Consider the following 13357-nt stretch of genomic DNA (forward strand, 5'->3'; position numbering starts at 1 on the left):
CCTTCAACAAGATATACCCCGGGAGCCTGGCGAGTGACCGTTACTCCCTCTGATTCTTCATTTGTTTCCGCATTGCCGTTAGCGAAGATTTTTACAACAGGCGAGGCGGCTTTTAATGTTCCGTCAGAAGCTCTGGTTGTATTTCCTGAGTGATACCAGCTAAGGAAGTTAGAATAAAACCATGTACCGTTAGCAATATACGTGCGGCGAAATCCCGCTACATTGTCGTTCACAGCAATCTGAAAACTACACTGCCCCGCACTGTTATTTCCCCAGGTTCTGGCGTTAATTAGCCCCACAAACCCGCCTTGTGCTACTCCTGACCCTGGAAGCTGCTTACCCGTCGCCAATCCCGCACTCAATCCCAACGGATATTCGCCAAGAGTGTCATATGAGATGACATTTCTAAAATCACTATTCATTTGAAGCATGACGGGTACTGATGGACTCGAATCTGAAACAAGTAACTTATTAACATCGCGGACTGCTGAATCACCTAAGCCCAGATTTTTTTGAGACTGAGCTTTATCACCTAAATCATTCAGGTTTTCTGATTTATCTAATTTCCCGTTTAATTTTGTACTTACTCCATTCCATGACGGCCCAGCCCAGGTTGAACCATCCGGTAGCATGACGGTGATATTTCCGCTCGCACTGTAAACCTGCTGCCAGTTCTGTTTGTCGTAGTTCAGCCCACGAATGGCGCGCGCCGTATCTGCGGCAATCTGTGCCGTAATCCCCACCAGCGTGCCATTAGGAATCGGTGTCCAGGCAAGACCGCCCGTTGTTGGGCCACCATAGGCTGTTGTGAGTGTTAGTGCGGTTGCTGATTCGACAGATTTCACACCCAGCGTGTAGGTTGTGCCACCCACTACGGCGACAAGGAAATCATTGGCTTTGAGTTCAGTCGGAAATGCGGTACCGGAGCCGGTAACCGCGGTAGAGTTATTCGTTAGGGTGATAGTGCCTGCTGGCATGGTTCTCTCCTGAATTCAGGTAATAAAAAACCCGCCGAAACGGGTTTATTTTGCTGATGCTAATTAGTCGTACAGCGAAACATCGATGTACAGGAACTCTTGTTTAAACCTCGCGGGCTCGGGTGTGCCACCGCTGAGCTGCTCTGTGTACATTTTACTGATTGTTACGGTTGTTCCGTATGCGCCGCACCCCATATAACCGTAAATGAAAATATTCTGACCAGGGTTAAGTACCTGGCGATAGGTGCTGACAATACCCGGATAGACCGCAAGATTGATACCCGTTTCAACGGTGTAATTGGTATTGGTTATCGCCTGAGGATTGTTGATGCGTCGCAGCATCAGCGGCAGCATGTCAGTGCACCACAAGAGTTTTCCAGATGCGCTGTATACCGCAATTCCGTAAGTGCTCTTTATGGTGGCAATATCGGCGAAAATATAAAAAGTTCCACCACCGTTGGCAGAGGAAACATTAATTATCCAGGTACCTGACTGGGATAATGTGAAATCCGCAGCGATAAAGGCTGCGCTATTTCTGACAAAAAACATCATTCTGTTGGATGCAGAAACCCCTGTGTCGTAACTCCCATTACCCGAGAAAGCTATTTTTCCCTGGAAATTGAGCGGTACAAAATCAGGGCTTATCCAAAGCCGGCCATCGTCGCCAGTTATCTGTAATCCGTAACTCATTATTCCGCCACCACTATGACAGGCTGCTCAACACTGACGTTAGCCCAGCTCACCGTATTACCCGAAACTGTTGCGGTTGCGGGTATGGCTGTCTTTATTCCCGCAATACTCACGTAATGCAGCACACAAACTTTAAGATTGCGGCCACCTGTATCTGAATAGTTACGGGAACCAGAAGCCGGGGAGGAAATATAATCAAGAACAAATGTCGGAGATAATAGCGCCAGTAAGTTTCTGCCTTTCTCGTCAAAAATCTGCACGCCATAACTCATCTTTATTCCTTTTTGCACTGATAATTGATGAACTGGTTACGCGGGTACCACTGTCCATAAAACATCAGGTGCTTAGCATGCTTTGGCCTGACGTATTCCTTGCCCGTATGGTCAGTTTTTATCTGATAAATCTGAACGTTATTCTCATACCGCACACCATTAATCATGGTGCGATAAGTCGCGGTACAATCTACCGTCTGTACCGGGGCACTCGCACACCCCACCATTAGCATCCCAAAGACACTGCAAATAACACGCTTCATGAAAGATTCCCCATCACGACACGGGCGACCCCAGAGCCGTCCCTGATAATGATTTTTTGATTATTTTGAGTCATGCTGCCTTGCCCTGGTGTAGAGCCGTAGTTCTCGAAAGTGCCACCTTTATCCAGCCGCCAGCCGGTGGCACCTGGTGAGTAATTATTCGACTGAATAAAATCACCAATTTTCGCATTGGTAATAGTCCCGTCCCGAATAAATGCATCGCTGATAAATACCTGGCCATTAACGATTGCAAACGGCGAATAAGCATTGCCACCGCTGCCACTCATGACGACTAACTGATTGGCATTAAAACCAATACGCGTGGTAACCGGCTGACCGGATGGCGCTAAAACAGCGATAGTCATCCCGGCGTCGTAGTAATTGCCATTCAGATTCACGCCTGCTTTCATGCTGTAAATTGCGGAGCCACCACTGGCGTTAAATACAGATGTCATTTTCTGCTCGAGCGCAGCAGTATTCGTCACCAGTTGCTTACCAACAGCATCAAGTCCATTCATGTTAGATATCAACTGATTGCCAACTGTCTGGAACTGAGCTGATACTAATGTCGACTGTTCCGCGAAAGATTGATCCAGATCCGCGATGGTCGTTTTTACCGTCAGAATATCGGCACGGTTCTGCCCAAAGAGCCTGAACTGGTGATCAACCGAAGAATTATTATTCAGCGCATTCTGCAGCAGACCTTCGATGCCTGTATCAATCTGGCTGGAGAGTCGTTCGCCATCAGCTGAGGTCAGGAAGTCTTTAGCAATATCGCCCAGGTAATCATCAGCGTTATCGTTCGCCATGCCACGAACCCAGTCGGTCCAGTCAGACTGATTACCGATACGGTCGATTAACCGTGCCCGGTACCAGAACACCTGCCCCGCACGTAAACCAAGCTGGGTGTAGGATTTTGCAGGGTATGGCACATCAGATAGAAGAAGTGGACTTGCCCCATCAGACGCTGCTGAATACTGGATTTCCGTCATCAGGGTGTCTTCTGCACCGTCCGGAAAATTCCAGTCGATCTGGATACCCCAGTTTATCGGCGTGGTGCGAAAATTAAGAGGTTTTGGGGGCTGGCCAACCTTGCCCGTGAGTTCAATTTCAGGTGATGAAGTCCAGACTGAGGAGATGTCACTGGAATTGATAGCGCGGACCCTGGCGGTATACCGTCCGGAATAGATGCCCGGGACTTCAAACCCCAGCGAACTGGTGCGCGGTGCATTAACCCAGTCGCCATTATCTTTACGCCATTCGCATTCGTACGCAATAGCGTTCGGTACCGCATCCCAGTTCACACGCAGCGTTTCAACGCTGATGTTCTGTACCACCCGGCTGTAGCTGGAAATGGCTACGCTGGCTGGCGGTGCTTGCACACCAGGAGGAATGGCAGATATTGGTCGCTCATCAAGGCGTGCGCCAGTATCGATGGCAGCATATTTATCAGGATTATGGTTTATGGCCGCGATGGTAAATGTGCCATCGTCATTATCAGTGACACCCGTCACCCGATACTGCTGAATAAACAGATCATCAGCATCCACAACCCACACCGACTGCACTTCCGGCGTTTCACTGTAAGCCGTGGTGACGGTGACCTGCTTATCAGTGACCGACTGAATCGTACGTGCCTGAGATGTACCGGAGGGTAAGTTGATTATCAGACGGCTACCCGGTTTGGCATCAGCAACACGGTCTAGCGTAATAACCCGCCCATTTACTGCGCTGATACGTCCACCCATCACCTTGCCAGATAGGTTCTGATCAGCCACGCCGATAATATACCCAGGCAATGGGATCATCCCTTCCATCCCGGTGGAAAATGTCACAAGACGGTCTTTGGCGTTCGTCAGTAGTGTCCAGCGACCACGACGATTTGCCTCGGTCCTGCGGGTGCAGCCAATGGCGGTAATTTCAGTCTGACGCACTTTGTAACGACGAATCAGGTCCTGTTCAAACACGCCTTCCACTTCATCAGCATAATGATTGTCGGGGTTGGACCAGGACACCATTGCTGTCGAATAGCGGTTACGCTCGCTGCCACCGGCATAAACAAATTTCCCACCGATGACATTTGCCCGGGTGAAAACATAAGTCATGTCGCGTGGCTGGTCAGCCAGGGCAAAAAGCTGGTTATTGGCCCAGTACGTCATACCGCGAAAGATACTCGCCAGATCGCGTAGTACGTTGAACGCTTCGTTCTGGCTCTGAATGTACACGTCACAGAGGAAACGCGGTTCGGTACCACTCCCGCCAAGGCCATCGGGAACTAACTGATCGCAATACTGCGCAATGCGGTAGAGCTCCCATTTGTCGACCTGAGTCGCATCAAGACGGTCACCCAGGCCAAAGCGAGGATTGAGGACCATGTCGTAAAACACCCAGGCCGGATTATTGGAATATGCCCATTTGAATGAACCGTCCCAGGTACCGGCATAAATGCGCTGTACCGGATCATAAGTTGTTGGTACGCGAATCAGCCGCCCCGGCGCTTTAACACTGATTTGTGGAATATTGCTGAACTGCTTTGCATCAAAGGTGACGAACAACAGCTCGGTGTTCGGGTAGCGAAGCTTGGCATCGATAACTTCAGCGTACGCTTCAATATTCGTGGCATCAGCCAGGCGGTTAGAAACTGAATCAACAGTAATGCGGGTAACGCGAACCTGCCAGCCCGTGGTGGCGTTTGGCAGGTCAATGCGGTGTGAGCGCTCATAAAGCGAAGTCGTTTTGCCATCAAAGGCACCATTCACAACGACCTGGTATGCGCCGCCATCGGTGGCCAGTTCAATTTTGTACTCAACCCGCGAGCCAACAACGTCACCGTTATCTTTCTGCTTTTGCAGCGCGGGAAGGCCAAGACGAATACGCAGCGCGGAAAGTTGCGTATTGCTGATGGCGCGGGTCCATGGCTGGGTTTGTTTTAATGGCGTGTTGATCGAGATTTCATTTTCAACTGAGGGAATACCCTGGATATATTCCTGCGCCTGAGTGCCGGGGCGATACTCCCACGTCACACCGGGAAAGTTCAGTGTCCCGTCCTGCGCCCGAACTGGCGTACCATCGAGATAGATATCTTTATCGCTCAGCCCACCAACACACTCCCCTTCGCTGAGTGCCAGAAGGATTTTTGCTGTGGCCACCGAATGCAGTGAATCGGGTGATTCTTTCGGGGAACTGGGTTTGCTGCTGCCGCTCTTGCGTCCCTGGATATGTGCCATATTGCGCCCACAAAAAAGGGCCGCCTGAGCGACCCTGTAGTGAATGAAAGTGGTTATTGATAATCGTCGGTATAAATACCCGCAGAGATAATAGCCCCACCGCGTTCACGTAAACCGTAAGCCACACCCACCGGGTTACCCATCGCGACCGTGTTTACCGGGCCGCCGAACGCATACGACGGCATGTTGTCCGGATCCTGGCGAGAAGCGAGGCCCTTGGCCTGCGGTGAAAGCATCTGAGCGACACCGCCAATCATCATGGCCGCTCCAAACTTCGCCATTCCGTAACCAAATGCAGACATTGTGCCCGCGGAGAAATATCCAATAAGCACGCCGGCAACTACCAGTACCGCCCCAAGAACAGTTTGCAAAACTCCAGCCCGCTTGCTCCCGGCGATCACCGGTACAATGCGGATCACTTCATCGCCGCTGTTATGCTTCAGCTCTTCTTTAGTGATGTTGTGTCTGCCTTTGAAGACGGCAAAGCGAAGCCCTTTAAGATGAGCGTTTTGCATAAACGTTTCAAATCCGGGGATGGTGACAGACAGGGCGCGGCACGCTTCCGCTGGCGTATCGATAACAAGTCGATGCACACGACCAAATAGTGCCGCCAGGCTTCCGCTCAGCAAAACCGTTTTATACTGATTCATGGCAAATCCTTGTGTCTGACAATCAGGGCGGTGCGTTCACGCCAGTAGCCACCATAGGGGGTTTTACAGGACAATTGCCCGTAGAGATGATGAAGAAGCTGGTTATCTTCAAGCAGAATACCGGCATGATTCACCACCGGCGCGGATACCTGCATCAGCACCATATCGCCTGGGCGCGGGGTATTAACCTGGCGAAAACCCTCGGCGTACCAGTTATCGAGATAAAGATTTTCCTCTCCGGACTCCCACCAGGGGCGATCCACGCTGTAGTTTTTAAGCTCGATGCCCTGCCGTTTGTGCCAGTCCATGATCAGCGACCAACAGTCAGCATGGCCGAGCACAAAACCGCGACCAATCAGTTCACGTTCTACCCGAGGGTAAATGGTACGAATGTCGCCTTCCGGCCATGAAGCAATAACCCATGGCACACCATGCGCATCACATTGAAGCATATCCAGCTCACTCGGCTGTGTGGTCGCGCCATCACCCGGATGACTATGCACGATAGCAGTGATGGTTCCACGATCTTCCGCTGCCGCGTAATCCTCCGGGCAAAGCTCAAATTGTTCTGTTGGTACCGAGGTGATGTTCTTACAGGGAATGTAGCGCTCTGTTCGCCCGTTCTGGATAACCAGGCCACAGCATTCATTCGGGAATTCGGCAGCAGCGTGCGCAAAAATAGCTTCTGTGATTTTTTCAAGCATGACTATCTCCTCAGGAGACTTGCGCCGGGGAAGCCGCCAAAATCGAGCGGATTATCAGGACCAAAGCGTTTTTTACACGAAATCATCAATCCGGGGCACTTGTCCTGCGACGGGTCAGTAACCGGATTATCTTTAAGATCAAACATGAGAGAACCGTTGTAAGAGCAGCCATCACCTGAACGGTACTGATTACGGCAAGCCCACGTGCAGATTGCCGTTATTTGTCGTGTTGGGATAAGTAGCCCCTGCAAATCCATAGGGCTTGATAGCTTAAATTCAACAACTTCATCGTCTTCGCTGGTCTTGCTGTCGATATACCAGACCTGCTTTTTCACCTGCTGAGGATCAGCAGTTGCGTTACCTTCGGGGAAGTTTTTGGCATCGAGATAGTGCGTGAAGGTATCGAGAACTGAGACTTTCGCCTGTGCCATATCATCGAACCGAAGGCACAACGCGGTCGCCACACCATCGATGTTTGCAACCTTTAGTGACGGCTCCGCAGTCTGACCATCACTGGAAGTGTCCAGGCCCGTAATTTCAAACGGCCAGGCGCTGTATTCCAGCCCACCGAACCAGACGGATTTCGCGGGTAGCTTGTCTTCATCACCACCAGCAGCATCAATTTCTTCAGGCGTATGAGGAATAGTATTAGCGTGAAAATAAAGATGGCCCGCACCAAAGGCCGAGCCATCTATTTCAACGAGCCGGATTGTATTACCGGGTTCAAGTTTCTGAACATCATTATTAATCATGGTGCGAATGCCTGTTCAAATGTTGCTGTAACAATTAACAGTGTCTTGCCTTTCACGGCTCGCTTCAGGGAATCAGCTGCAACCCGATAAAGCCCCTTCTCTCCGTATGGTGGCGTGAAAATAAAAGCCTTTGTTTTATGACGAGAAAGGAAGTTGTAGATTTCCATCGCTCGCGCTGCTTTCCCAGTAAAAGAATAAGGAAAGGAAAATTGCGAGGGGTTCAACCCATCGCCCGTTACTTGCTCATAGCCATCACCAAATTGAGCTTTGCGGATTCGGTCTTTTACATCGAGCGTAGGCTGTGTAGCAGTCTGAACAGGCCAGTTGAAAGTTTCTATTGCCATAAACCGCCCATAAAAAAACCACCCGAAGGTGGTTAGATAATTGTTTAATTGAGAGTTGTGGGTCGAATATCCATATCACCATCAGCACTGGTAAACACTCTGAGATATTTGTGCTCTTCGGGTCTTAAGCTAATGTAGCGTTCCTGTCGTTCTCCGCTGGCACCACAGAGTCCTCGCCCCTCAAGACCCGCACCAACTACACTTTCGCCAGTTTTAACATAGAAGGTTGCCTTCTCACCTGGATCAAGTTTCGCGGCTACCTCACCATCAATATAAACAGATGCGAAACAACCCGCCCCACCAAATCCGCGGTCACGAATGATTGTCAGGCTAGCCTTCTCTTTAGTGGGATCTTGAAATTTAAATAATCGTTCAGAAGGTGCTAATTTAGCTTGGTTGGGCGGAGTTACTGTAGAAGAACATCCAGCTAAACCAATCAAAGTAAGAGCCAGAATTAAAACTTTCATCGTTATCCCTTTGATTAATATGTTTTGCACATACTAACCAGGGGGTGAATGAAAGCAACTACCGCTTCTGATTCGCACTCCAGATTATCCCACCTGGGCGTAATGCCTTTCGGATCCCTTCCTGGATACTTGAATCAACAGTCTGCTGATATGCTCGTCCCACAGCATCATTATTGCTATTAGATTGAGTCTGGCCATTTCCAGTTTGTACAGAAACAGGTGCATAAACTGATACACCAGCAACCAAAGATGACCTCGTCCCGCCGCCGCTTCCAACGTAACCACCAGATGCATACCCGCGCATCATCTGATAAAGATTTCCGACACCTATTCTGCTGGTTGCCTCTTTGGTGAAAACAAATTCCCCACGATGGACAACGCCGGCAGGATCGTATTTTCCACCTGAACCTGTGTAACCACCGTCAGCCCAACCCATAGCCGTGGTGGCAGAATCAACCATCCCGACCATAGCTTGTTTAACGAGGATCTGGCTCAACATACCCAGAATCGATTTGGTGAAGTCGCCAAAATTCGATTTCCCGGCCATCAACACGTCTGATAACCCTTTGCCCAAACCGTCAAAGGTTGCCGAAGCGACCGACTTCATCTGTCCGTAAGCATCATCAGCAGAGTCCGCATAATCAGCCCACGCGGTTTTGGCGCCAGCCTCCCAGTTGTTACGCAGCGTATCCTGTTCGCCGTAATAGTTTCTCAGCGCTACAAGCTCATTCTGGTAACCCTGATCATTCTCGGAACCGCCCGCATTTTTCCACCCCTGTAATAACTGAGCTTCCTCAAGGCGTCGCTGGGTGGCGCGGCTACTCTGCCCCGCGCTTTCAGTTAACGCTTTGGTCTTCTCCCCCATCTGCGTGACATATTTCTGCGAAGCATCCTGGAGGCGATTAAGCCTTTCCTGAATAACGATCTGATCACCAAGACGGGCGTTTATCTCAGCCTGCGCAAATACCTTATCTTTGTTGGCCAGCAAAGACTTTTCATCATCACTGAGTGTGCGGGTCCGGGATGCCTGCTCGAGGATGGTGAACTTTGCCTGCTGCTTCCATAACTCCTGGCGCTGCTGGCTGATTTTGTCGTTGATACCGGAATGCTTACCGAGAACCTCAAGCTGAGCCTGAAGCTCAAGTGTTTGCGCATTGGTGGTATCGGTCAGTTTAGTGCCGCCAGGTGTGCGGGTTTTCGCGGGTTTCTTTAACGAATCCTCGTACTCTTTTTTGGCGGCAGCCATGTTGACGTTGTAGTCAGCCTGAACGATTCGCCCTTCTTTAAGCGCTTTATTCAGTTCGTTCTGGCGTGCGGTGTACTTCTCAATCGCAGACTGTGATTTGGTGTAATTCGCCTGAGCCTGCTGAGCATATTTCAGCTTATCGGCTTCTGCGTTCGCTTCACGCTTCGAATTTTCCAGACCCAACTGGGAGTTACGGGCTTGCTGTTGCGCCATATCGAGCGCCACGCGAGCCTGTTCTCTGTCGGTCCAGTAACTTGCGCGGGCATCATCTTTAACGAATGGATCGTTCTTTCGCAGACTCCAGATTTTATCCGCTTTATCGAAAGCATCCTGCGCTTTCTTCAGCATCTGCTCGGATGTATCCGGGCGACCGATATCCAGCGCCGCATCCCACATCGATTTAAATGCTTTGGACAGTGAATCCGCAGCTGACTCCAGCGACCCCATATTGTCGCGAATAGATTTGGTCTGAGTATCAAACCCCTTCGTGGCTAATTCATTTGCTGCCTGTAACGCGCCCGCAGCATCCCCGGCACGCTGAAGCGCGGCGACGTGGGCAACTTGTTCGGCGGTGACATTATGAAACTGCTGCGCCATTGCCAGCAGTCCCGACGCAGGGTCATTCACCAGCTTGCCAAAAGCTTCAGCAACCTTTTCAACCGGCAATCCGGAAGCGTCGGTAAATTTCGCGACAGAAACGGACAGGTCTTCAAAGTTCGCCCCGGCACGCACACCAGAATTCACCAGCGCGGTAAGCGCCTCACTGGTCTTGCTGAACGTCAGTCCGGACTTTTCACCTGCTTCGGCAATGCTCTGCATGCGCAGTGCTGTTAATCCGGCAGTATTACCCGACAGCACCAGCGTTTTATTAAAATTGGAAAGGGTGGCAGAACCCTGATAGAACGAATACGCCAACGTTCCGGTTGCGGCGGCCAGCGCGCCAATTCCCAGCGCTGCCGGAGAAATGGTACTCAGCAGCGCCGAAAACATCGGCCGGATACCACCGAACATATCTTTAACCTGACCACCCTGTTGAAGCAGGATTAGCCAGGGGTTTTGCCCACCAGCCAGCTGCGTGGCCACGTCAGTAAACTGCGCCGGTAACATACGCATGGCATTGCTGTATTGACCGACAGACAAACCTGCTTTCTTCGCCGCGATTTCCTGCTTCGAGAATGATTGCTGAACCTGAAGAGCAGCATCGTTCGCGGCAGCTTCTGTTTTACCAAATGATTTTTTGACTCGTTCGACCTGCTCCTGGAACTTCGCTGCGTCCAGGTCAAGGTCGACAATCAGATCACCCACTGCCTGGGCCATAGCGCATACCTCCTAAACTTTCAGCAACTGACATGATGGTGTCGTCATCCATCTCACCAGGTGTTTGCATTTCAACAGGCGGATTAAGAAGACTAAAATCACGAGGGGTGGCATCGGTATCCTTGCAGAGCATTGACACGACAAGATGGCTCAAGCGGGAAAAGTGGGTATCGAGCTGATCAGTTTGAAAATACTGATGGCTGTAAAATCGGCCCCACTCAGCAAACTCAGAAGATGACATGCCGGCGAGCATGTTTCGCCAGTCCGGACGGTTGAATTCCCTCGCCAGCTTCATGACAAAGTTCAGCTCACCGGCCCAGGCTTTTCCGCTGTGATCTCTTCTTGTTCAAGCTGATTTTCATCCTCTGACGTTTTTTCAGGCTCTGGCGGGAGCATATCGGATAGCTTTTTAACCATAAATTCAGCCGCGCCAATCATTTCAGGCGACCAACCACTCATAACCTGCTGATGCAAGGTTTCTACATCAGGCCCGGTAATGTCAGCCTGCCAGAGAGACATCGCTACAAGTCGAGCTGCTGCTTGAATATTCCGCGCCACCAGCAAGTGATAATTTCCTGCTTCATCATCATTCTCAGGCAGGTTTTTATTCAGATCGGCGTAATACTTCAGGTGTTCAATTCGCTGCAACGCTGACAATTCATAGAGCGTGACGGTATGACCATTAAATTCAAACGGTGCTGATTTCAGAAACATGGGTGACTCCAGGAAACAGGGGCCGCAGCCCCTTCAATCAGGAAATGGTGACTTTATCGATGCCAACGAACAGACCGTCATTGGTCATCACGATAATTTCAGCTGAGCCAGTCGCTTTACCAGTGATCGTTAACACATCACCATTGACTGCGACCGTCGCTTTGGTTGGGTCAGAACTGGAAACACGGAAGGTTTTATCCGTAGCACCAACGGGATTGACCGTAACGTTAACGGTGTCAGTTGCGCCGACAGCAACAGTCGAGGTGGTTTTATCGAGCGTCACGCCGGTTACTGCCACAACAGGTGCGCGGGTTTCTTCAGCCAGCGATGGTTTACCGTTGTTACTGATTTTCACCGAACGAGTGATCACTTCTTTCGCCGGGATAGTTTTACCCAGGCTGCTCACCCAACCTTTGAATACATCAACGGTGCCGTTCGGGTACTTGATTTTGTAGGCGCGAACATCACCTGCGTAGAACCAGTCCACCAGACCTTGCTGCCCACTTTCACCGGGTTTCCATGCGAGAGTAAAACTGGCTTCGCCCGCTGATTTCTCACCCTGAGCCGTGTTTGCCCAGTCGGCATCCTCGTCATCAATGTAGGTGTCATCGTACGATTCAGCCGTCAGCTCGCCAGGCGTAATGTCTTTAATCTTTGCCGTTCGGGTCCAGTCGGTATCACTGGTCGGGTTGGCGTACGCATCGCCAGTACCGGTATAAATCCAGAGCGTGGTACCAGCACCCTTGACGGGTAAAAGAGGATTAGGGGTTGGCATAAAAGCCTCACATTGTATAAGAGAGAGAATATTTCATGTCAGCTGAGCCCCAGGTCGCCATTTCATCATCGCGCTGGTAGTCATAGCCCTGTGCTGCCATGGTTTCGATAAGAGTGTTCAGGTCGGGAATATTGCTTAAGTTGGGATAAACACGACTTTCCATCCACTCATCCAGAGCAGAGTCAGTTTCGGTAGCTTTCAGGAAAACCTCGATATGCAGGGTTGCGTTCCACATATCCTCATCAATGGAATCTTCCGTTGCCTGCGCATCAGTTAAGTAGACCGCCAGAGCGGGAAGGTCTTCGGGATCGAGCACTGCAGGTCGCCCATCAAACCAGGTCACCGGGCCCGCGATGCCAGCTTTGAGTGCAGTGAGGATCGCCGTACGGATTTGCGGATGTTTCATTTAATCAGTACCAGTCGGAGTTGCTTACGAAGTGCTACGGCCATTTCTTTTGGCAGATAAGTTTCGGTGAGCTTTGTGCTCTGCTCTTTAAATGCAGTGGTCAGAGGTTCAGCCATCGGAATACTGACTACCTTCAGGGGATAGCGTGCCGCTGTTGTACGTTGCAAAACATGCCAGCGACCGTTACTGAGCTGCTGGATGAATGCCCCCGGAAAACGAAATCTCCCCACCCGTAACTCACTACGCACACCGCGCTTATCCCGTTTACGCCGTGACAAACGGACGCTTGCGGTACCTAACTTGATGGCGGGCAAATTACCGCGATTCACCCTGATGGTGGCCTGTGGCTTACGCACCGTGGCTTTCTTTAATCTGGCGCGTTGATTTACCAGCTTACGCTGGACCTTTGTTTCTTTTGCCACCTCACGGGTACTGCGGCTTATTGCTCGAGTAGCTATACGGTTAATCGCCTGGGAGGATGCGCGGGGAACGGCGGTTTTACTGATACTGTCGAGATTGGCAATAGCCTGCTCCAGCCCCTTGATAGACATAC

16 protein-coding genes are annotated in these 13357 nt (G+C 50.7%); all 16 read right to left on the minus strand.

The window, feature by feature from the left end; genetic code table 11:
* Window positions 1-977: phage tail protein (locus EDF88_RS24790; RefSeq protein WP_208326123.1), on the minus strand; the 977-nt coding region annotated here is incomplete at its 3' end.
* Between the two features lie 63 nt (window positions 978-1040).
* On the minus strand, window positions 1041-1667 hold the full coding sequence (locus EDF88_RS04705; protein WP_134183277.1) for a hypothetical protein: 627 nt from the start codon (window positions 1665-1667) through the stop codon (window positions 1041-1043).
* Window positions 1667-1939 (minus strand): hypothetical protein, encoded by a 273-nt coding sequence (locus EDF88_RS04710; protein WP_134183279.1) that lies wholly within the window; start codon window positions 1937-1939, stop codon window positions 1667-1669. The genes EDF88_RS04705 and EDF88_RS04710 overlap by 1 nt, the downstream gene beginning before the upstream one ends.
* 2 nt (window positions 1940-1941) lie before the next feature.
* Window positions 1942-2202: a hypothetical protein gene (locus EDF88_RS04715; RefSeq protein ID WP_134183281.1), complete on the minus strand. Its 261-nt coding sequence runs from the start codon at window positions 2200-2202 to the stop codon at window positions 1942-1944.
* Window positions 2199-5429 carry a host specificity protein J gene (locus EDF88_RS04720; RefSeq protein WP_134183283.1) on the minus strand — a complete coding sequence of 1077 codons (3231 nt, stop codon included), beginning with the start codon at window positions 5427-5429 and terminating at the stop codon, window positions 2199-2201. The genes EDF88_RS04715 and EDF88_RS04720 overlap by 4 nt, the downstream gene beginning before the upstream one ends.
* Before the next feature lie 53 nt (window positions 5430-5482).
* The gene (locus EDF88_RS04725; protein WP_134183285.1) at window positions 5483-6079 is read right to left on the minus strand and encodes a tail assembly protein; all 597 of its coding nucleotides are present in this window, start codon (window positions 6077-6079) and stop codon (window positions 5483-5485) included.
* Window positions 6076-6783, minus strand: coding sequence for a C40 family peptidase (locus EDF88_RS04730; protein WP_134183287.1), 708 nt, complete (start codon window positions 6781-6783; stop codon window positions 6076-6078). Before EDF88_RS04730 ends, EDF88_RS04725 begins: the two co-directional genes overlap by 4 nt.
* A gap of 2 nt (window positions 6784-6785) precedes the next feature.
* Window positions 6786-7535, minus strand: coding sequence for a phage minor tail protein L (locus EDF88_RS04735; RefSeq protein WP_134183289.1), 750 nt, complete (start codon window positions 7533-7535; stop codon window positions 6786-6788).
* Entirely contained in the window at window positions 7532-7879 is a 348-nt protein-coding gene (locus EDF88_RS04740) for a phage tail protein (protein WP_134183291.1), read from the minus strand. The genes EDF88_RS04735 and EDF88_RS04740 overlap by 4 nt, the downstream gene beginning before the upstream one ends.
* A 44-nt stretch (window positions 7880-7923) precedes the next feature.
* Window positions 7924-8346: a hypothetical protein gene (locus EDF88_RS24795; RefSeq protein WP_243839588.1), complete on the minus strand. Its 423-nt coding sequence runs from the start codon at window positions 8344-8346 to the stop codon at window positions 7924-7926.
* Between the two features lie 58 nt (window positions 8347-8404).
* Window positions 8405-10909 carry a phage tail tape measure protein gene (locus tag EDF88_RS04750; protein WP_134183293.1) on the minus strand — a complete coding sequence of 835 codons (2505 nt, stop codon included), beginning with the start codon at window positions 10907-10909 and terminating at the stop codon, window positions 8405-8407.
* Complete coding sequence (locus tag EDF88_RS04755) at window positions 10890-11204, minus strand: phage tail assembly protein T (protein ID WP_134183295.1); 315 nt, start codon at window positions 11202-11204, stop codon at window positions 10890-10892. Before EDF88_RS04755 ends, EDF88_RS04750 begins: the two co-directional genes overlap by 20 nt.
* A gap of 8 nt (window positions 11205-11212) precedes the next feature.
* Window positions 11213-11623 carry a phage minor tail protein G gene (locus EDF88_RS04760; RefSeq protein WP_134183297.1) on the minus strand — a complete coding sequence of 137 codons (411 nt, stop codon included), beginning with the start codon at window positions 11621-11623 and terminating at the stop codon, window positions 11213-11215.
* A 37-nt stretch (window positions 11624-11660) separates the two neighbouring features.
* A complete protein-coding gene (locus EDF88_RS04765) occupies window positions 11661-12398 on the minus strand; it encodes a phage tail protein (RefSeq protein ID WP_134183299.1) in 738 nt (245 codons plus the stop codon).
* A 7-nt stretch (window positions 12399-12405) separates the two neighbouring features.
* Window positions 12406-12804 carry a phage tail terminator protein gene (gene gpU / locus EDF88_RS04770; RefSeq protein WP_134183301.1) on the minus strand — a complete coding sequence of 133 codons (399 nt, stop codon included), beginning with the start codon at window positions 12802-12804 and terminating at the stop codon, window positions 12406-12408.
* Complete coding sequence (locus EDF88_RS04775) at window positions 12801-13355, minus strand: phage tail protein (protein WP_134183303.1); 555 nt, start codon at window positions 13353-13355, stop codon at window positions 12801-12803. The genes gpU and EDF88_RS04775 overlap by 4 nt, the downstream gene beginning before the upstream one ends.
* Window positions 13356-13357 lie beyond the last annotated feature (2 nt).

This window comes from Buttiauxella sp. BIGb0552 (genome assembly GCF_004366275.1).
In the GTDB taxonomy this organism is placed as follows: domain Bacteria; phylum Pseudomonadota; class Gammaproteobacteria; order Enterobacterales; family Enterobacteriaceae; genus Buttiauxella; species Buttiauxella gaviniae.